Raw genomic sequence first — 20,029 nt, 5'->3', positions numbered from 1 at the left:
TCAGGGAACCGGCACCGGTTCCTTGACGATGGCCTCTTGATGGCGGCAGACCCGGTCCCGGCCGCCCTGCTTGGCCCGATAGAGCGCCATGTCGGCCGCCTTGATCATGGCGTCGGCGCGGTCGGTGCCGGCGGCGAGGGTCGACACGCCGATGCTGGCCGTCACATGCAGGACCGCGCCGTCCTGCGCAATGGCGAGATCGCGGACGGCGCAGCGCAGGCGTTCGGCAAGCAGGGAAGCCCCATCGATCGGCGCGTTGGGCAGCAGGATGGCGAATTCCTCGCCGCCGAAGCGCGCGACGAGGTCGCTCTGCCGCACGCTGCGCTGGAGAAGTCGGCTGAGCGCCACCAGCACCGCGTCGCCGGCGTCGTGTCCGCGTGTGTCGTTCACCGCCTTGAAATGGTCGATGTCCAGCATCAGCAGCGACACCGGCGTCTCGTGGCGCAGCGCGCCGGCCACGATGCGGTCGATGGCGGCGAAAAAGGCCCGGCGGTTCGCCAGACCGGTCAGCGGGTCGCTCAAGGCCGCGTCCCGCAGCATTTTTTCGGTTTCGACGCGGCGTCGTTCGCGTCCCAGCATCGTGCCCAGCATCAGGATGCCGCCCATCGTGAACAGCGCGATGGGAAGCCCGCCAGTGACGAAGGTCGGCAGCGCCACCTCCCAGGGCAGCACGAAGATGCTGAGCGGGTGGAGGGCCGCGACCGGAGCCAGCACGAACAGCAGCCTTGCGGTCCGCCAGCCCGGCACGGGAACCAGCCGCCGCACCAGCAGCCCAGCGGCTCCGGCCACGAGAATCCCGATCACACCCGGCATCATGCCGGCGCCGCCGACCGCCACTCGGCCGGCCGACACCAGTCCGGCGGCCAGGAGGGCGGCCAAGGGCCCACCGAAGGGGGCGGCCAGCGCCACCGGCACCGTCTTTACATCCAGATAAACACCCGGAAGGATCGGGACCGCTTGCAGCATGGCGGCCACGCCGCCGGCTCCGAACATCAAGCCCAGGCAAAGCTGGCGCAGCCAAGGCCGATCCCCCAGGCGATACAGGATTGTTCCGTAGAGCAGCGTCATCAGCGCCAGCAGCCCGACGCCACCGGCAAGTGCGGTTACAATCGTTCCCGTGGCGCTGGGTTCCTCCACCTGCGGCCCTTCCCTGTAGTCTGCGGTTGTGATCTATGCAGCCATTGAAATTCCGCCGATCATCCTCTTACGAAGCTCCTGAGACAGTACATTGGGGTTTGTCCCAAATGCCGTCCAGTCCAATCGAACATACCAAGGTAGGCCTGGATTCGGGCGGTCCTCGCCTGACGATATGCCGCAGATGGTGCGGTTGACCAACGAGGGCCGGCGCAACTACCATACCAGCAACTGGAATGGTAGTATGCGACGCCATGAACGGTTCCCAAGCGGCACCGCTCCCGACGATGGCCTGACTGATCCAGGAAACAGTTCTGAAACGTGCGACCGCCGCCGGGCGACGCTGTGGGACTGCCGAAGGACGGCTCCCGCGCGAAGCCATCGGTGCGCCCAATGAAGGCTCGGTGCCTGGTGGGAACCGGTGTGCGAACACCGGGCGGCGGCGTGCGTCCTGGCTGGAGACGCCTATCATGAGCGAACAGATCATTGCCGACGCCGGACCCGGCCAGTCGGCGGAACCGGCCCACCGGGCCGGCGGCATCGGCCAAGCGGCAGGCAAAGCGGCGGTCACGGTGAGCAAGGCCATCGGCCGCTACCGCTGGACCATCTGCGGCCTGCTCTTCTTCTCGACCACCATCAACTACATGGACCGTCAGGTCCTGGGCCTGTTGAAGTCCACGCTGATGGGCGACATGGGCTGGACCGAGTCCGACTTCGGCGACATCGTCGCCGCCTTCTCGCTGGCCTACGCCTTCGGCTACATCGGCTGCGGCCGGCTGATGGACAAGATCGGCATCCGCATCGGCCTGCCGGCGGCGGTCGCCGGCTGGAGCTTCTTCGCCTGCGTCCATGCCTTCATGGGCAGCGTCTTCGGCTTCAAGATGGCCCGCGCCGGCCTCGGCCTGACCGAGGGCGGCAACTTCCCGGCCTCGATCAAGGCGGTGTCGGAGTGGTTCCCGGCCAAGGAACGGGCACTCGCCACCGGCATCTTCAACGCCGGATCGAACGTCGGCGCCGTCGTCGCCCCGATCCTGGTGCCGATCCTGCTGGTCGCCTATGGCTGGCAGGCCGCCTTCCTGGTCACCGGCGGCATCGGCTTCTTCTGGGTCATCGCCTGGCTGCTGATCTACCGCAAGCCGGAAGACCATCCGAAGCTGACGGCCGAAGAGCTGGCCTATATCCGCAGCGACCCGGTGCTGCCGCAGGAGAACATTCCCTGGATCAAGCTGCTGAGCTACCGCGGCACCTGGGCGAACATCGTCGGCACCTGCTTCTCGGCTCCGGTATGGTGGTTCTACCTGAACTGGGTCCCGGGCTTCCTGAACAAGCAGTATGGCGTGAACCTGTTCGGGGCGATGCTGCCGCTGATCATCATCTACACCATGGCCGATTTCGGCAGCGTCGGCGGCGGCTGGTTCTCCTCGCACCTGATCAAGCGCGGCGTGAAGCCCCTGCGGGCCCGCAAGCTGACCTTCCTGGTCTGCGGCCTGTGCGTCCTGCCGGTGTTCTTCGCCTCCACCGTGTCCAGCATGTGGGTCGCCGTCCTGCTGATCGGCATCGCCGCCTCCGCCCACCAGGGCTATTCGGCCAACGTCTACACCATCGTGTCCGACACCATGCCGCGCAACGCGGTGGGGTCGGTGGTCGGCATCGGCGGCTTCTGCGCCTACTTCGTCGGCATGTTCGTCTCGATGGGCGTCGGCCGTCTGCTGGATGCGACCGGCGGCAACTATCAGGTGCTGTTCGGCATCGCCTCGGTCCTCTACCTCGTCGGTCTGGCGATCATGCACTTCATCCTGCCGAAGACCGGGTCGGGCATGACCCCGGCCGGGATCGAGGTCTGATCTCCGCGCCCACTCCGCCCACACACTCCGGGGCGCCCCGCCCCGGAGGTCCAATCGACCACCACCACCTTTAGAGAATGACGGTGCACCGGCCCACCCGCACTGCCGCCCCCCTGGGGCGGCAGCGGACAGGGAGACCGCAGCGACCGCCGCGACCCGGAGCCCATCATGCCCGACGCGAACACCGCCCTGCTGGCGGCCCGTCCTTCACAAACCCGCCTTTCCACCGCCACCCTCGACCGTCTGGCCCCGGAGGTCGAACGCCCCGCCTACGACCGCGCCGCGGTCACGCCGGGCATCGTCCATATCGGCCTCGGCGCCTTCTGCCGCGCCCATCTCGCCACCTACACCGACGATCTTCTGGCGACCGGCGACAAGAGTTGGGGCATCGTCGGCGTCGATCCGCTGTCGCCGGCGATCCGCGACGCGCTGAAGCCGCAGGACTGCCTCTACACCCTGCTGGTGCGCGAGGAGAACCGCGACCGGCTGCGCGTCATGGGCTCCTTCCTCGACGCCATGGCCACCGCCGACCAGCTGGATGACGTGCTGGCGCTGATGGCGAAGCCGGAGATCCGCATCGTCACCCTGACGGTGACCGAGAAGGGCTATTGCCAGGACGCCGCCACCGGCGCGCTGGACGAGGCGCATCCGCTGATCCGCGCCGACCTTGCCGACCCCGCCAAGCCGCGCAGCGTGCCGGGGCTGCTGGCCGAGGCGATCCGCCGCCGCCGCGCCGGCGGGGTGGCGCCCTTCACCGTGCTGGTCTGCGACAACCTCGCCCAGAACGGCATCAAGGTGCGTGGCATCGTCGTCCGCTACGCCGAACTGTGCGATCCGGGCCTCGCGGCCTACATCGCCGGGCAGGTCGGCTTCCCCTGCACCATGGTCGACCGCATCACCCCCGCCACCCAGGACGCCGACCGCGCCACGGTGGAGGAGGCGACCGGCTGCCAAGACGCGTGGCCGGTGGTCAGCGAGCCCTTCAAGCAATGGGTGATCGAGGACCGCTTCCCGCTCGGCCGCCCGGCCTGGGAAAAGGCCGGCGCCATCATGGTCGAGGACGTCCACCCGTTCGAGCTGATGAAGCTGCGCTGCCTGAACGGCGCCCATTCGCTGCTGGCCTACCTGTCGGTGATCGCCGGCATCGAGACCATCGCCGGAGCCATGGCCGACCCGCAGTTGCAGGCCGTCGTCCGGCGCCTGTGGGCGGAGGATTCGATCCCCACCCTGCCCCCGGTTCCGGGCACCGACATCCCCGCCTACACCGCGGCGCTGGAGGCACGCTTCCGCAACCCCGGCATCCGCCACCGCACCCTCCAGATCTCCTCCGACGGCTCGCAGAAGCTGCCGCCGCGCCTGCTGGAACCGGCACGCGAGCTGTTCGCCGCCGGCAAGGCGCCGAGGGTGATCCCGCTGGCCGTCGCCGCCTGGATGCGCTTCCTGGCGCAGAAGAACGAGGCCGGTGCCGCCTATGCGGTCGCCGATCCGATGGCGACACTGCTCACCGGCATCGCCGGCGCCCATGGCAAGGATGCCGGCGCCCTGGCGGCGGCACTGTTCGCCGTGGAGGACATCTTCGACCCCGAACTGGTCGCCGAGGACGCCTTCCGCACCGCGGTCGTCCGTCATCTCGACAGCCTGATGCGCGTCGGCGTCGCCAAAACGCTGACCGGCTTCCTCGCGACCCCCTGACCGAAGGGCGGCTTCCGCCCACCGTACCCCTATTCGAAAGGACATCATCATGCAGGAAACCTGGCGCTGGTTCGGCCCGGACGATCCCGTCACCCTGGAGAAGGCCCGTCAGGCCGGTGCCACCGGCATCGTCACCGCGCTGCATCACATGAACCAGGGCAGCGTCTGGACGCCCGAGGAAATCCAGAAGCGCCGCGCCATGATCGAGGCCGCCGGCCTGACCTGGGACGTGGTGGAGAGCATCGGCGTCGGCGAGGAGATCAAGACCCGCACCGGCGACTTCCAGACCAAGATCGACAATTACAAGCAGTCGATCCGCAATGTGGCGCGGGCCGGCATCCCGGTGATCTGCTACAATTTCATGGTCATCACCGATTGGAGCCGGACCAACCTGATGCACCGGCTGCCGAACGGCGGCTATGCCCTGCGCTACGACAGCGTCGATTTCGCCGCCTACGATTTGTTCGTGCTGAAGCGCCGCAATGCGGAGGCCAGCTACGACCCCGCCCATGTCGCCGCCGCCAAGGCGCGGTTCGAGGCGATGTCGGTGGAGCAGGTGGCGGAGCTGGAGCGCAACCTGATCGACTGGCTGCCGGCCCGCGACTTCGCCTATGACCGCGACAGCTTCCGCGGCATGCTGGAACTGTACCAGGAGATCGGCGTCGAGGATCTGCGCGCCAACCTGATCGCGTTCCTGCGCGAGATCACGCCGGTCGCCGAGGAGGAGGGGGTGCGGCTGTGCATCCACCCCGACGACCCGTCCTTCCCGATCTTCGGCCTGCCGCGCGTGATGTCCACCGCGGAGGATGTGCGGGCGCTGTTCGACGCCGTGCCGCAGGAGGCCTGCGGGCTGACCCTGTGCACGGGGTCCTTCGGCTCCAACCCGAAGAACGATCTGGTGGCGATGGCGAAGGAGTTCGCCCCGCGCATCCACTTCGTCCATCTGCGCAACACCACGCACGAGCCGGACGGTTCCTTCTATGAGGCCGACCATCTCGGCGGCGACACCGACCTGATCGGCGTCGCCGCGGCGATGATCGACGAGGAGGCCCGCCGCCGGCAGGCCGGCCGTGCCGATGCCCAAATCCCGATGCGCCCCGACCACGGCCATCTGCTGGGCGACGACATCGGCCAGACGATGAACCCCGGCTATTCCTTCGTCGGGCGTCTGAAGGGTCTGGCCGAACTGCGCGGCGTGATGCGCACCATCGAGGCCTTCCGCGACAAGCGGGTCGCCTGACCGGCGGTTGGACCGGCGGCGGAAGCCCTCTCCAGTGCGGGGAGGGGGACCCCGCCGCCGGTCCGGCCTTAGCCCTCCGCCGCCGGTCAGGGCCACCTGCGCAGAGAGCGCGGCAGACATGGGCGAAGCCCACGCAATTCGGTATAGGGGGAGTTGGGCGACGGGCGCATCCAGCCGACCTGCACTGGCCGGATGCACCCGTTGGCCCGTCGATTCCGCCCGTGCGATCCTCCACCGGTCGCGACATGCCTCGTGCGAGGCGGCGTGCCTGGGAGGATCTTGAGATGCTGAGGTACGTGATTGCAGCTGCCGCCATGGCCGTGACGCTGGCTGGCGGTTCCGGTGCGTCGACTGCGGCCACGCCGCAGCAGGAGAAGCAGCAGGAAAAGATGAAGGCCTGCAATGCCGATGCGACCGCCAAAAGCCTGAAAGGCGACGAGCGCAAGACGTTTATGAGCAGTTGCCTCTCGAACAAGCCGGCCGCAGCCGCCGAACCTGCCAAGCCGCTGACGGCTCAGCAGGACAAGATGAAAAAGTGCAACGCCGACGCGGTCGGGAAGAGTGGGGACGATCGGAAAGCCTTCATGGCAAGCTGTCTGAAGGGTTGACCGCCGGACGAGGCTGGCCACCCGGAGATGTAAGGCAGGAAGATGCCGGCGGTCGACTGCCCATCGACCTTCAGAACCGGATGGCCGGCGAAGTCGCTCCCGGCCTCTCGACGCCATATCAGGCACAGAGATGACCTGCGGCATGATATTCAGCATGCCTGGAGCCAATGGAAGCCGGCCCTATCGGCGGGCATAATTGCTCTGCAGTCAATAGGGGCATCCATGAACAGAAACTGGCACGAAGCGCATCCCATGCCAGCGAAGGCGACACGACAGCAGCGTGTCGAATGGCATATGGAACACGCCCAGGCATGTGGATGTCGTCCGCCTCCGGCCGCGCTCCTCGACGACATCCACGCCCTTGAGGAAAAGCGCCATCTACCGGCCGAAGAGGGTGCCGTCTGATCGCAGCAGTGGGATCACCGCGCCGCCCCCTTGATCGTCTCAAACGTCCGGTATCCGGCCGTCATTCAGGAGAGGCGGTGTTCTTTCCGGCCTGACGTGAAATTGCTACCCCCTCCGGGCGGCTGGCCCTGTTGCGCGCATTACGCGATCCTCCCACGCGATACATCGATAAATGGGAGATCGGTCGTGGCCGATGCAGTTGCTTCCAGCGGTATGGCTGGCACCGTCCGGCGTGCCATTCGCTTCCCTCTGTGGCTCGTTCGCGTCATCTGGCTGCTGATCCTTCCCCTGTCGTTCGTGGCGCTCGGGATCTGGCAGGAACAGCGGGCCGCCGCGACGCTCGACGAGTACCGCCAGGCCGGAAAGGAATTGCCGCAGGTTCTGGCACAGCTTCAGCAAATGGAAGCGAAGACTCCATCGGCTTTCGTCACCATGGGCGGCCCGGACGGCCGCCGCATGCCGGTCTCGATGGCCGTCGCCGGAGTCCGCAGAGCCATCGACACAATGGAAGAGGGCGCCGAAGTATCGCGGATCCGCTACCCGTTGAGTTGGGGCACGATAACCGGCGGCCTGCTGGCTTTCCTTGCCGGGCTGTCCGGCTTGCTGGCCGCACGCGTCTCGGCCCTGCGGGCGCGACGCTCGCGCGAGGCCCTGATCCGCAGTTTCGACCGTTTGAGGCGGGGCCTGCCCTTCGCGCTCGCTGCCGTGCTCGTCGGCCTCAGCATCGCCAGCGTCTCGGCGTCGCTGTTCGAAGCGGCGAGCCTGTGGTTCTGGGACCATCTGTCGACCAGCAGCGTCAAACTCTTCGCTGCCGCCGTGATGCTCGCGGGGCTCGCCGCCTACAGTGCCGTGATGGCGGTGATCGCGATGCGCCGCGTCTTCGATCTCTACACCGTGGAGCCGCTCGACATCCGCGGATTGGTGGTGAGTCGGGAAGAGGCGCCCGGCCTCTGGCATTTCGTCGAGGATTCTGGCGACCCGGCACGAGGCGCTGATGCCGGACAGCATCCTGATCGGCCTGACCGAGGGCTTCTTCGTCACCGAGGCACCGGTCCGGCCGCTCGGCGGGGAGCGGGTGCTGTCGGGCCGCACCCTCCACTTGCCGGCCCCCTGCCTGCCGCTGATCGGCGAGACCGAACTCGCGGCGGTCATCGGCCATGAGCTTGCCCATTTCTCGGGCGGGGATACCACCTACAGCCGCCGCTTCGCTCCGATCCATGCCGGATTGTGGCGGACCCTGACCGCGCTTGGCGAGCGCACCGGGACGGGCGGCTTCATGCTTGCTCCGGCCTTGCATCTCGGCTTCCATACACTGGAGAGCTTCGATCTCTCTGTCGCCCAGCACAGGCGGCAGCGCGAGCTGGAGGCCGACCGCCGGGCCAGCTTGGTCAGCGGTCCGGAGAGCGTTCCCCTTGCGCTGCTTCGCAACGCGGCACTGGCGCCGGCCATCTTCGAGACGCTCAATGACGCCTTCTCCGCCCCCGACACGGCCGGGCCGGACATGATGGCCGAAATCCTGCGGCGCGTCGAAGATGGCCTCCCAAATCCCGCCGCGCATCTGGACGAGTGCCAGCCCCATCCGACCGACAGCCATCCGCCGACCGCCCTGCGGATCAGCACCCTTGGCGTCCAGCTCGACGAACGCCTGCTGGCCCGTGCCGCCCGCGCGCCGACGGCGGAGGACACCAGCCTGCCACACCGGCTGTTCACCGACTGGAGTGGGCTTTGCCATGCGCTAACCGCAGCCTACGTCGACGAGGCCCGGCAGGCGCACCGGCTGAACCGGGAGGAACTGGAGGCCGCTGTCGCCGCCGTTCCTGCGGAGCACACGGTGCTCTATGAGAACGGCAGGCCGATGATCTGGGCCATGGCCTTCATCGCGGCGCTGTTCGCCGCCTTCACCATCGGCACCACCGTCTTTGGGCGGGAACTCGGCCTCGGCACCGATCAGGGGACGAAGGCATTCATCGGGGCGGTGGCGGGTGTGGGAATCTGCATGGCTTTGGGCTATGCGGCCTGGGTCCGCCATAAGACGAAAGCGCCGTTGATGACCTTGACGCCAGACACCCTGATATCGGCACGGCTGCGGGAGCCCATTGCCTGGACCGATGTGGGTGGGATGCAGGTGTCGGCAGCGCGACGGCTGGCGCTGGTGCTGGCGCTACATGAGGAGGCGCCCCTGCCCAACCGCATCGGCTTTTCCATCTACAACAAGGTGAACCGTCGAGAGCGGACCGTGGTGCTGGAGGCAATGGGTATCCGCGGCATGAAAGCGGCCGAATTCGAGGCGCTGGTCAGCCGTTACCTGACCGCTGCCTATGCCCGCCGCCGCCTCGCCGGGGATTGACGCGGTAAGCGATGGGCTTCAGGCCGCCTCGCCCGCCACTCTTTTCTTCAGAAGCCGACGGCGATCCGTTCGCCGTTGCGTTTCCGCAGAATGTCGAACCAGGGGATGCGGGTAATCCGCCGGAGTGGATGAATGTCGAGGCAGTCATCGCGCGCTGTCCGAGCATCTCGGGCACAGCAGCGCGAAGACGACGGAGATTTACCTGGGGTACGTGCCAATGAGGGAGGGCACAAAAACCGGCACAGATACAACGGTTCGCCAGTGGTTGAGCCCCCGACGGACGCGAAAATCACCTAAGGTATTGATTTAATTACGCGGTGGCGGAGGGGATGGGATTCGAACCCACGATAGGGCTTTAAACCCTATGACGGTTTAGCAAACCGTTGCCTTCAGCCACTCGGCCACCCCTCCAGCCAGTGCGGTTTCCCGTGGGTCACCGCTGGCGTGGGAGCGGTTCTAACGGCCGGCCGTACCCTTGTCAACGCTTACAAATCCAAAAAAACGCTTTTCCCGAAAATCGCAGAGAAGGGACAAATCTGTATAAAATTTTAGGTACTTTTTAACGGAAGGCGCTTATGATGCCACCATGAGCAATAAAAAGCCTGGGTGCCGAACGACTCGGTCGCGTGGGGGCTGATCCCGACAGTGCCCCGCCGGTCAGTGACGCCGCACCCCGTCGCCGTGGAGGATGCCATGACCCTGTCACGCCGTTGCGCCGAAACACTGATCGACCTCGTCGAGATCAAGCTGAGCTGCCTGGAAATCACTGATCGCGAAGACCAGCGCGAGAAAGAACTGCTCCAGCGCTGCGTGCAGGAGTTGACCGCTGAGCTGCGCGGCGAGAACGGCGCGCTCGCCAGCTTCGCGGCACCGAAGCGCCGCGGCCGGCGGCCCAAGCATCTGCAACTCCACGAACTTCACGTCGCCTAACCGGACCTGCGCCTAACCGGACCTGGGCCTGATCGGCCGCCCTGCCGCAGGGCTGCGCCACGGGTTCAGCCCAGGGCCGGCTCCGCCGCGACGGCCGGCTGCATCGCCGGGGCTTCGCGGGGCAGCTGGATGGTGAAGCGGGTCCCCTGCCCCGGCCAGGACTGGACGGACACGCTGCCGCCCAGCGGGCCGGTGACGGTGTTGAAGACGATGTGCAGCCCCAGGCCGGATCCGCCCTGCCCGCGCTTGGTGGTGAAGAAAGGGTCGAAGACCTTCGACAGATGCTCCGGCGCGATGCCCGCGCCGTCATCGATGAAGTCGATCCGCACCCGCTCGCCCCCATCCGCCTGCGCGGTGATCCTGATCGTACCGACCGGCGTCCCGGCCAGGCGATCGCCATCCCGATCAATGCCCCGATCCCCACCCCGATCCCCATCGCCATAGGCATGTACGACGGCGTTGATGACCAGATTGGTCAGCACCTGCCCCAGCGCGCCGGGAAAGCTGTCCATCGTCAACTCGTCGTCGCACTCCACCGCCACCCGCAGATTGGTGCGTTTCAGCCGCGGACGCAGCGAGAACAGCAGCTCCTGGATATAGCCGCCCAGTTCGAACACCCGCCGGTCGCCGGAGGACTGGTCGACCGCCACCTGCTTGAAGCTCTGCACCAGCGACGCGGCGCGGTCGATGTTGGCCATCAGCAGGCGGCTGCTCTCGCTCAGCCCATCCAGGAACTCCAGGAACTCCGACCGGCGCAGCGCGTTGCCGGTGAACCGGTCGCGCAGGACCTGCGCCTGTTCGCCGATGTGGCTGGCGGCGGTCAGGCCGATGCCGATGGGCGTGTTGATCTCGTGCGCCACCCCCGCCACCAGCTGGCCGAGCGAGGCCATGGTCTCGGCCTGGATCAGGCTCTCCTGCGCCTCCCGCAGGTCGGCCAGCGCCTGTTCGGCCTCCTCCCTGGCCTGGATCATCGCCGACTCGGCCGCCTTGCGGTCGGTGATGTCGTAGAGCCAGGTCAGCAGGGCCGCCTCACCGTCCAGTTCGATGCTGTTCCACGAGGACAGGACCCAGACAACGCTGCCGTCCGGCCGGCGGAACCGGATCTCGGCATTGCGGAAGGCGCCCTCCCGGTCGAACCGGGCGATCAGCGCATCGCGGTCGGCAGGGTCGGCATAGAGATCGGCCACCGGGGTGCGCATCAGTTCCGAACGGTCGCGGCCCATCAGCCGCACGGACTGGGCATTGCAGAACAGCCAGCGGCCGTCGCGCGTGGTGACGTTCACCGCGATGGGGGCCGCCTCCATGATCTTCAGCAGCCGTTCCTCGCTGGCGCGTAGCCGCTCCTCCTGCCGGCGGGCCTCGGTGATGTCGGTCATGATGCCGGCATAGCGCACCGCCCGCCCGGTCTCGTCGCGGAAGGCGCGGCCCTTGGCGGCGATCCACACCCAGCCGCCCGCCTCGTGCCTCAGGCGGTAGCTGTAGGCGTAGGCCGAGGTCTCGCCGGCCAGATGCGAGGCGATGTGGGCCAGAACCCGTTCGCGGTCTTCCGGATGCAGTCGCCGCTCCCAGAAATCGGGCGGCATCGCCGGGCGCGTGCGAAAGCCCAGCATGCGCGGAAAGGTGTCCGACCACCAGCAGGTGCCGGCCATCAGATCGGCATCCCAGACCGCGGCCCCGGTGGCCTCCAGCGCCATCTCCAGCCGCTCGCCGACATCCGGCTCGTGGAAGCCATGCCCCGGCCGGGCGCCGGCAGGAGTGGCGGGGTGCGGCGACGATGGATGGCGCGCCGCCCGGCGACCGGTATACCGGCCCAGCAACACCCCGAGCAGACCGCCGACAGCACCAGCCGCCAGCGCCACCATCACCGGCTCCGCCGCCATGGTTCCTCCACCGTTTCCAAGCACTGTGACGGCGGAAACCGGGAAAATTCAACTGCGGCTTTACCGTAACGGCGGGTGGCACCCAAGAAAAAAGCCCCTCCGCCGAACGGAGAGGCTTTCTTTCGTGCAAGACGGCGATTTCCGTCCGCCGACAGGGACAGGCAGATTAGCCTTTCAGTTTCTTCATCAGGATTTCGTTGACCATGGCCGGGTTGGCTTTGCCCTGGGTCGCCTTCATCACCTGACCGACGAAAAAGCCGAACAGCTTGTCCTTGCCGCTGCGGAACTCCGCCACCTTGTCGGGGTTGGCGGCCAGCACGGCATCGATGGAGCCTTCGATGGCGCTGGTGTCGGTGACCTGGCGCAGCCCCTTCTTCTCGACGATGTCGGCGGCCTTCTCGCCGGTTTCGAACATCGTCTCGAACACTTCCTTGGCGATGCGGCCGGAAATGGTGTTGTCGGCGATCAGGTCGATCAGGCCGCCGAGATTTTCGGCGGACACCGGGCTTTCCTCGATCTCCTTGCCGGCCTTGTTCAGATAGCCGAACAGCTCGCCGGTGACCCAGTTGGAGGCCAGCTTCGGATCGCGGCCCTTGGCGACCGCCTCGAAATAATCGGCCTTCGACTTCTCGGAAACCAGCACGCCGGCGTCATAGACCGACAGCTTGTAGTCCTCGATGAAGCGGGTCTTCTTGTCGTCAGGCAGTTCGGGCAGGGTCTTCTTGATGTCCTCCACCCACGCCGCATCGAGTTCGAGCGGCAGCAGATCGGGATCGGGGAAATAGCGGTAGTCGTGCGCCTCTTCCTTCGACCGCATGGAGCGGGTCACGAACTTGGTCGTGTCCCACAGCCGGGTCTCCTGGTCGATCTTGCCGCCTTCCTCGATGATCTCGATCTGGCGGCGCGCCTCATACTCGATGGCCTGCATGACGAAGCGGATCGAGTTGACGTTCTTGATCTCGCAGCGGGTGCCGAAGGCGTCGCCCGGCTTGCGCACCGACACGTTGACGTCGCAGCGCATGGAGCCTTCCTCCATGTTGCCGTCGCAGGTGCCGAGATAGCGCAGGATGGAGCGCAGCTTGCGCACATAGGCGCCCGCCTCCTCCGAGGAGCGCATGTCGGGTTCCGACACGATCTCCATCAGCGCCACGCCCGACCGGTTCAGGTCGATGTAGGTCTTTGACGGGTGCTGGTCGTGCAAGGACTTGCCGGCGTCCTGTTCCAGATGCAGGCGCGTGACGCCGACGGTGCGGCTGGTGCCGTCCGGCAGGTCGAGCACGATCTCGCCCTTGCCGACGATGGGCTGCAGGAACTGGCTGATCTGATAGCCCTGCGGCAGGTCGGCGTAGAAGTAGTTCTTGCGGTCGAAGACCGAGTGCAGGTTGATCTCGGCCTTCAGGCCCAGACCGGTGCGCACTGCCTGTTCGACGGCATATTCGTTGATGACGGGCAGCATGCCGGGGAACGCGGCGTCGACGAAGCTGACCTGGCTGTTCGGCGCGGACCCGAATTCGGTGGCGGAGCCGGAAAACAGCTTCGCGTTCGAAATCACCTGGGCATGGACCTCAAGCCCGATCACGACTTCCCAATCGCCCGTTTCACCCTGGATGTACGACATCGTTCCGCTCTTCGACGTTCACGGCACGGGATGGGACGGGCATCGCCCCGTTGAGGACGCCCCGGCCATACCCTTGGAATCCTGTCTCTTCTAACGCCCTTTGCGCCCGCGCGCACGCTTTATCGCGCCGCAGCCTTCCTACCCTCGCCACTACCCACATTGTGTGGCCCGCCACAGACATGCCGTTAACACTCGGGCAAGCTTTGACCGCCACGCTGGGTGGGTCGAGTGCTGGAGGGTATTATGTCGGTGCGGAAGCTGCTGCGGAGGGTCGGGTTCGGTGCCGGTCTGGGCGCCCTGCTGATCGCGGGTGCCGCAGTCGGCCATGCCGCAACCCAGCCGAACGGACTGTCGCTCAACCCGGCCGGCTCCGCCCCGGCCGCCATCGGCCCCGTCACCGTCAATCCGGTGCCCGCAGCACCCTCCTCCGAATTTCCCGATGCGGCGATGTCCCGCAACGACCAGGGCGACGTCACCGTCCTGCGGCTGGACGGCATCATCACGCCGGGAGCGGAACGCAGCTTCCTCGACGCCCTGCACGCCCTGCCGGCCCGCCGCCCGCTGGTGATCGAGCTGTCCAGCCCCGGCGGCTTCACCGCCGCGGGCTACCGGATGATCGACGCCGTCCTGGCCGAACGCAAGGGCGGGCGGCCGGTTGCCACGCGGGTGCGCGACGGCGAGTCCTGCGAAAGCATGTGCGTCGGCCTCTATCTGGCCGGCTATCCGCGCTACGCCGCCCCGCGGGCGGAATTCATGGTGCATGCCCCGCGCATGGCGGAGAATGGGCGGATGACCCTGCGCTCCACCCAGATGATGGTCGAGCGGCTGGTGTCGCTCGGCGCCTCGCAGAGCTGGATCGAGCGGGTGAAGGCCGAGGGCGGCTTCTCCGGCGCGCGCGACCATCGCGAAACCGCCGACCGGCTGGCCGCCGACGGCGCCAACATCGTCACCGACCTGCTGCGCTGAGCAGCCCGTCGGCGACCGCCTCCGGCGAGCGGCCGACGATCCGCTCATAGACCTCCGGATCGGTCGCCCCTTCGGTCCCGAACACCAGCACCCGCGCGTCGGGCACGAGGCCCAGCGCTAGCCTCACCTCCTCGTGGGCGGCGGCGCAGAGCAGTCCGGCCAGCCCGGCGACACCCGATTCACCGCCCACCAACGGACGGCCGCCCTGCCCGCCGTCCGCAAGCTTGCGCATGGCGATGACCGCCCCCTCGTCGGGGATGGTCAGGAAATCGTCGGCGCCGCGCTCCAGGATTGCCCAGGCCAGCAGCGAGACCTCGCCGCAGGCAAGCCCGGCCATCACCGTGTCGAGGTCGCCCTGCGCCCGTGTCGGCCGGCCGGCGACGGCACTCTGGTACAGGCAGTCGGCGCTGTGCGGCTCCACCACCACGAAGCGCGGGCGCTGACGTCCCCAGCTTTCCCACAGATGGCCGCAGACCGCGGCGGGCAGCGCACCGACGCCGCCCTGCACGAAGACGTGGGTCGGCCGTTCGCTGGCGGGAAGCTGCGAGATCGCCTCCTCCACCATCACGGTGTAGCCCTGCATCACGTCGCGAGGCACGTCCATATAGCCGGTGTAGGAGGTGTCGGAGACGACGAACCAGCCCTGCGCCGCCGCATCGGCGGCGGCACGGCGCACCGCATCGTCGTACGGCCCGTCCACCACCACCACCCTCGCCCCGTACGCCTCGATGGCGGCGCGACGGCCGGGCGTACAGGCGGCGGGCACATACACCACGCAATTGCAGCCGAACACCTGCGCGCCCCAGGCGACCGACCGGCCATGGTTGCCGTCGGTGGCGGTGGTGACGGTCAGCGTCCGCGTCACCTTGGCATAGCGGCCGACGACGAGATCCAGTGCCGTCACCGGCACGCCGGGCACCCGCGCCGTCACCTCCCGCGCCAGCAGCCGCAGCACGGCGTACGCCCCGCCCAGCGCCTTGAAGCTGCCGAGCGCGAAGCGGGCGCTCTCGTCCTTGTACCAGAGGCGGTCGATCCCGGCCTCCCGAGCCAGCCCCGGCAGGGAGCGCAGCGGGGTGGGCGTGTAGCCGGGCCAGGCGCCGATCTCCGCCATCGCCTCCTCGAAGGCGGCACGGCTGAGGATGGCGCGTTCCGACGGGCCATAGACCCGTTCATGGTCGGCATGGGGATTGGAAAAATGGCGCGGCAGGCAGGGGGAGACAGCGGTGTGGGACATGGCTTCGCTCTCCGGGCCGGCGACGCCGTCGGCGACGGCAGTTTCCACGACCGGACACAACGACACCAGAAGCCATCGCCCGCCGTCAAGACGCCAGCGCAAGCGGGGCTGCTACCGAATGAAGCATCGATAAAGGGAAAGCGCTGCAACGGAAAAGGGTGCGGTCAGCGCTTCCATTCGCGGCTGGACTTGATGAAGTCGGTCAGGGTGACGCCGATCTTGTCGTCGATGATCGCAACCTCGCCGCGGGCGACCAGCACGCCCTCGACATAGACGTCGGTCGGGTCCTTCAGATGGCGATCAAGTTCCACGACGGCGCCGCGGCCCAGCTTCAGGAGGTCGCGGACGCGGAGCATGGCGGTGCCGATGACGACCTTGATCTCCACCGGCGCATCGCCGATGGCGAAGGACGAGGCGTCGCCGTCGTTGGGATCGGGCGCGCCGAGCAGGTCGTCGATGTTGGCCATGGCTGTCCAAGCTCCCGCGCCGGAAAGGGGCGCCTTCCTATACGAACGGAACATCCTACACCCCGGACGGGCTAGCCGGCAACGCCACCGACCGACTTGGATTGCGACAAGATTGGGCTTTTCCCGCACCGCCGCTTCGCCCACACTGTCGGCCTGCCCGCCTCGGCGGGTGTCCGCCGGCCCGCCGGGCGACCCGTTGCGACCGAGCAACGATCACGGTAGGGCAAGGCCGCCGACCAACCGGAACCGGGTTTACCCTGATGACCGACAGCAGCATTTCCCCGCTTGTGGACGCTTCCTGGCTGAAAAGCCGGCTCGACAGCCCTGGCATCACCGTCCTCGACGTACGAACCCCGCCCGCCGGCGGCTTCGTTCCGGGAGCGGTTCATTCCGACTACGCAACGGCCGGCTGGCGGACTGTGGTCGGTGGCGGGGCCGGAATGCTGCCGGAACCCGGGGTTCTGGCGGGGCTGATCGGCGGCCTGGGCATCGGCAACGGCGACCATGTGGTGCTGCTCGCGGCCGGCGCCAACGCGTCCGACATGGGCAACGCCACCCGTGTCTATTGGACCTTCAAGATGCTGGGCCACGATGCGGTGTCGGTGCTGGACGGCGGTTTCGCCGCCTGGGTCGCCGCCGGCGGTCCGGTGACGCCCGAGCCGGCGGTGCGCAAGCCGACCAGCTTCGCCACCCATCCGCGCGCCGGCCTGCGCGCCACCGTGGAGGATGTCGAAGCCGCCGTGAAGGCCGGGGCCGTGCCGCTGCACGATGCGCGGTCGGCAGAACAGTTCGCCGGCAAGGCCAAGAGCCCGCAGGCCCGCGCCCCCGGTACCATCCCGGGTGCCGTCAACCTGGACATCGCCCCGCTCTTCTCCGCCGCCGAGCACCGTTTCGCCACGCCAGACGCGGTGAAGGCGATGGCCGACCAGGCCGGCCTGCCCTTGCGCGACCAGCCCATCACCTTCTGCAACACCGGCCACCTCGCCTCGGTGTCCTGGTTCGCGCTCAGCGAGATCGCCGGCGTGCCGGGCGTGCGGCTGTATGACGGCTCGATGTCGGAATGGAGCGCCGATCCGGAGCGGCCTTTGCAGACCGAGGGATGATCAGGCTTTCGCCCGGCGACGGCGCAGACGGCTGAGGTCGCTGCGCCGCACCAGCCCGAGCAGCACCGCAGCGACGGCATAGACCGCCAGTCCGATCACGGCGAGCACCAGCAAGCTGCCCAGCCGCTCCACCATGCTGGCGGCACCCAGCCAGGGGGCAAGCCGCTCGGTCGCCAGCCACAGGGCGCCGGCCATGGCGACGGCGGCGATGGCCATCCGCGGCAGGTTGCGGGTCAGCCGCGCATCCGCCCGGAACAGGCCGCGGCGGTGCAGCAGCAGCGCCAGCAGCCCGGCATTCACCCAGGCACCGACGGAGGTGGCGACCGCAAGCCCAACCTGGGCCAGCGGCCCCATCAGCGCCAGCTTCAGCGCCACATTGATGCCGACCGCCGCCAGCGCCACCCGCACCGGCGTTGCCGTGTCATGGCGGGCATAGAAGCCGTTGACGAGGCTGCGGATGACCACGAAGGCCGGCAGGCCCAGCGCATAGGCTTGCAGGGTAAGCGCCGAAGCCGCGGCATCCGACGGGCCGAAGGCGCCGCGCTGGAACAGCACCGACAGGATCGGCGTGCCCGCCACCAGGAAGGCGATGGCGGCCGGCAGGGTCAGAACCAGCGACAGCTCGATGGCGCGGTTCTGGCTGTCGACCGCGCCGGCCTCGTCGCCGCTCTTGATCCGCTTGGACATTTCCGGAAGCAGAACGGTCCCGACGGCGATGCCGATCACGCCCAGCGGCAGCTGGTTCAGCCGGTCGGCATAATAAAGGTAGGACACCGCCCCGGTCGGCAAGGCGGACGCGATCAGCGTGTCGGCGAACAGGCTGATCTGCGTCAGGCCGGACCCCAGCGCCGCCGGCCCCAGAACCTTCAGGAAGCGTTTCACGTCGGGCGACAGGCGCGGCATCACCGGCCGCAGAGTCATGTCGGCCCGCCTTGCGTCCCAGGCCAGATAGAGAAACTGCGCGACACCCGACGCCAGCACGCCCCAGGACAGCGCATGTCCGGCCGTCGGCATCAGCGGCGTGCCGATCACCAGCGCCGCGATCAGGCACAGATTCATCAGGATGGGGGCGGCGGCGGCGGAACCGAAGCGGCTCATGCTGTTCAGCACGCCGCCATAGAGCGACACCAGCGAGATCAGCAGCAGGTAGGGAAAGGTGATGCTGGTGAACAGAACGGCCAGCCGGAACTTCTCCGGCTCGTCGGCGAATCCGGGGGCGAAGACCGTCATGAATTGCGGCATGAAGGCCAGCACCGCCAGCAGCAGCACCAATTGCACGATGACCAGCAGGGTCATCACCTCGTCGGCGAAGCGGCGGGCGGATGCTGCCCCGTCCTGCACCAGCTTGCCCGAGAACAGCGGCACGAAGGCGGAGTTGAAGGCCCCCTCGGCGAACAGGGCGCGGAAATGGTTCGGCAGCCGGAAGGCGACGAAGAAGGCGTCGGCGACCGGCCCGGCGCCGAGCAGCGCCGCGGTCAGCACGTCGCGCAGGAAACCGAGCACCCGGCTGGCAAGGGTCAGGCCGCCGACGGACAGGATATGACGGAACACGATGGCAGGGTCGCTTCTGTGATGCGGATGATGCCCGGCGGCATCCTAGCGGTGCAGCCGCGTTCGTCATAGGATCGCGACCCGCATTCGTCCAGAACGCATCTTCCGACATCACAGGCCGAAAGCACCGACATGCCGCAGCAGCAAGCCCTCCCCCTGACCTATCTGGAAGCCGGCGAAGCCAATGGCGGAACGCCGATGCTGGTCCTGCACGGCCTGTTCGGCTCGGCCCGCAACTGGCAGACTCTCGCCCGCCGCTTCGGCGAATCCCGCCGGGTCTATGCGCTGGACCTGCGCAACCATGGCGGCGCGCCCTGGGCCGACGGCATGAGCTATCCGGAGATGGCGGCCGACGTGCTGCGCTTCCTCGACGACCGCGGCTTTGCCCGCGCCACCATAGTCGGCCATTCGATGGGCGGCAAGACCGCCATGGCGCTGGCGCTGGCCCATCCGGAGCGGGTGGAAAAGCTGGTGGTCGCCGACATCGCCCCGGTCGCCTACACCCACACCCACGCCCCCTTCGTCGCCGCGATGAAGGCCGCCAAGCTGGAAGGCGTCACCCGCCGGCCAGAGGTGGAGGCGCAGCTGGCCGACGCCGTGCCGGAGGCGCCGCTGCGCTCCTTCCTCATGCAGAACCTGGTGCTGGAGAACGGCGCCTTCTCCTGGCGGATCAACCTCGACTCCATCGGCGCGAACATGGGCAAGCTGATCGGCTTCCCCGATTTCGGCGCTGCCCGCTATGACGGTCCGGCACTGTTCATCGGCGGCGGCGCGTCGGACTACATCCGGCCGGAGCATCACGACGCCATCCGCCGCCACTTCCCCAAGGCGGAAATCCGCATGATCGACGGCGTCGGACACTGGCTGCATGCCGAACGTCCGGCCGAATTCGCCGCGATGGTGGAGGGATTTCTCTGATTTCCGGCTCGAATCCGCGCATCCGCGCGGGGTTGTAAGCCGAAGCAGATATTGCATCGCCCGGACGTCGGGGCTATCAAGCCTGCGCGCCT

At 67.7% G+C, this 20,029-nt stretch carries 16 protein-coding genes and 1 tRNA gene; 10 read left to right on the top strand and 7 right to left on the bottom strand.

Translation table 11 applies throughout. The features are described from left to right. Window positions 1–1,137 carry a GGDEF domain-containing protein gene (locus ACWPN8_RS23550; RefSeq protein WP_492242479.1) on the bottom strand — a complete coding sequence of 379 codons (1,137 nt, stop codon included), beginning with the start codon at window positions 1,135–1,137 and terminating at the stop codon, window positions 1–3. Between the two features lie 467 nt (window positions 1,138–1,604). Here ACWPN8_RS23550 and ACWPN8_RS23545 point away from each other — a divergent pair, with 467 nt between their 5' ends. The 6 genes from ACWPN8_RS23545 (at window position 1,605) to ACWPN8_RS23520 (ending at window position 9,270) form a co-directional block, all read left to right on the top strand. Continuing rightward, window positions 1,605–2,978 (top strand): MFS transporter, encoded by a 1,374-nt coding sequence (locus ACWPN8_RS23545; RefSeq protein WP_109447597.1) that lies wholly within the window; start codon window positions 1,605–1,607, stop codon window positions 2,976–2,978. Window positions 2,979–3,146: 168 nt separating this feature from the next. After that, window positions 3,147–4,670, top strand: a complete 1,524-nt coding sequence (locus tag ACWPN8_RS23540; RefSeq protein WP_492242478.1) for a mannitol dehydrogenase family protein — start codon at window positions 3,147–3,149, stop codon at window positions 4,668–4,670. 49 nt (window positions 4,671–4,719) lie between these two features. Next, entirely contained in the window at window positions 4,720–5,910 is a 1,191-nt protein-coding gene (uxuA, locus tag ACWPN8_RS23535; RefSeq protein ID WP_492242477.1) for a mannonate dehydratase, read from the top strand. 284 nt (window positions 5,911–6,194) lie between these two features. After that, window positions 6,195–6,518, top strand: coding sequence for a PsiF family protein (locus tag ACWPN8_RS23530; protein ID WP_348770327.1), 324 nt, complete (start codon window positions 6,195–6,197; stop codon window positions 6,516–6,518). A gap of 591 nt (window positions 6,519–7,109) precedes the next feature. Next, the gene (locus tag ACWPN8_RS23525; protein ID WP_492242476.1) at window positions 7,110–8,084 is read left to right on the top strand and encodes a hypothetical protein; all 975 of its coding nucleotides are present in this window, start codon (window positions 7,110–7,112) and stop codon (window positions 8,082–8,084) included. After that, window positions 7,999–9,270: a M48 family metalloprotease gene (locus ACWPN8_RS23520; RefSeq protein WP_492242675.1), complete on the top strand. Its 1,272-nt coding sequence runs from the start codon at window positions 7,999–8,001 to the stop codon at window positions 9,268–9,270. Before ACWPN8_RS23525 ends, ACWPN8_RS23520 begins: the two co-directional genes overlap by 86 nt. A gap of 318 nt (window positions 9,271–9,588) precedes the next feature. Here the strand turns inward: ACWPN8_RS23520 and ACWPN8_RS23515 are convergent. Continuing rightward, window positions 9,589–9,681 (bottom strand) — tRNA-Ser (locus ACWPN8_RS23515). A gap of 282 nt (window positions 9,682–9,963) precedes the next feature. On the opposite strand from ACWPN8_RS23515, the gene ACWPN8_RS23510 reads away from it, so the two are divergent. Further along, on the top strand, window positions 9,964–10,200 hold the full coding sequence (locus tag ACWPN8_RS23510; RefSeq protein ID WP_109447587.1) for a hypothetical protein: 237 nt from the start codon (window positions 9,964–9,966) through the stop codon (window positions 10,198–10,200). Between the two features lie 65 nt (window positions 10,201–10,265). Here the strand turns inward: ACWPN8_RS23510 and ACWPN8_RS23505 are convergent, their stop codons facing one another. Further along, window positions 10,266–12,080: a PAS domain-containing sensor histidine kinase gene (locus ACWPN8_RS23505; protein ID WP_109447585.1), complete on the bottom strand. Its 1,815-nt coding sequence runs from the start codon at window positions 12,078–12,080 to the stop codon at window positions 10,266–10,268. A 166-nt stretch (window positions 12,081–12,246) separates the two neighbouring features. Next, a complete protein-coding gene (gene gatB / locus ACWPN8_RS23500) occupies window positions 12,247–13,698 on the bottom strand; it encodes an Asp-tRNA(Asn)/Glu-tRNA(Gln) amidotransferase subunit GatB (RefSeq protein WP_109447583.1) in 1,452 nt (483 codons plus the stop codon). A 243-nt stretch (window positions 13,699–13,941) separates the two neighbouring features. Here gatB and ACWPN8_RS23495 point away from each other — a divergent pair, with 243 nt between their 5' ends. Further along, entirely contained in the window at window positions 13,942–14,664 is a 723-nt protein-coding gene (locus ACWPN8_RS23495; protein WP_109447582.1) for a Clp protease/crotonase-like domain-containing protein, read from the top strand. Here the strand turns inward: ACWPN8_RS23495 and ACWPN8_RS23490 are convergent. Then, window positions 14,645–15,898: a diaminopropionate ammonia-lyase gene (locus tag ACWPN8_RS23490; protein ID WP_492242475.1), complete on the bottom strand. Its 1,254-nt coding sequence runs from the start codon at window positions 15,896–15,898 to the stop codon at window positions 14,645–14,647. The two genes, ACWPN8_RS23495 and ACWPN8_RS23490, sit on opposite strands and share 20 nt — an antisense overlap. A 164-nt stretch (window positions 15,899–16,062) precedes the next feature. Then, window positions 16,063–16,365, bottom strand: a complete 303-nt coding sequence (gene fliN / locus ACWPN8_RS23485) for a flagellar motor switch protein FliN (protein WP_014188019.1) — start codon at window positions 16,363–16,365, stop codon at window positions 16,063–16,065. 260 nt (window positions 16,366–16,625) lie between these two features. Between fliN and ACWPN8_RS23480 the strand changes: the two genes are divergently transcribed. After that, window positions 16,626–17,468, top strand: a complete 843-nt coding sequence (locus tag ACWPN8_RS23480) for a sulfurtransferase (protein ID WP_492242474.1) — start codon at window positions 16,626–16,628, stop codon at window positions 17,466–17,468. On the opposite strand, the gene murJ is transcribed toward ACWPN8_RS23480, so the two are convergent. Then, window positions 17,469–19,019 carry a murein biosynthesis integral membrane protein MurJ gene (gene murJ, locus ACWPN8_RS23475; RefSeq protein WP_492242473.1) on the bottom strand — a complete coding sequence of 517 codons (1,551 nt, stop codon included), beginning with the start codon at window positions 19,017–19,019 and terminating at the stop codon, window positions 17,469–17,471. It abuts the gene before it with no gap. Between the two features lie 132 nt (window positions 19,020–19,151). Here murJ and ACWPN8_RS23470 point away from each other — a divergent pair, with 132 nt between their 5' ends. After that, window positions 19,152–19,937, top strand: a complete 786-nt coding sequence (locus tag ACWPN8_RS23470) for an alpha/beta fold hydrolase (protein ID WP_492242472.1) — start codon at window positions 19,152–19,154, stop codon at window positions 19,935–19,937. Window positions 19,938–20,029: the final 92 nt, after the last annotated feature.

Source organism: Azospirillum sp. UENF 112521 (genome assembly GCF_058780665.1).
This window is presented reverse-complemented; position numbering and strand designations above follow the sequence as displayed.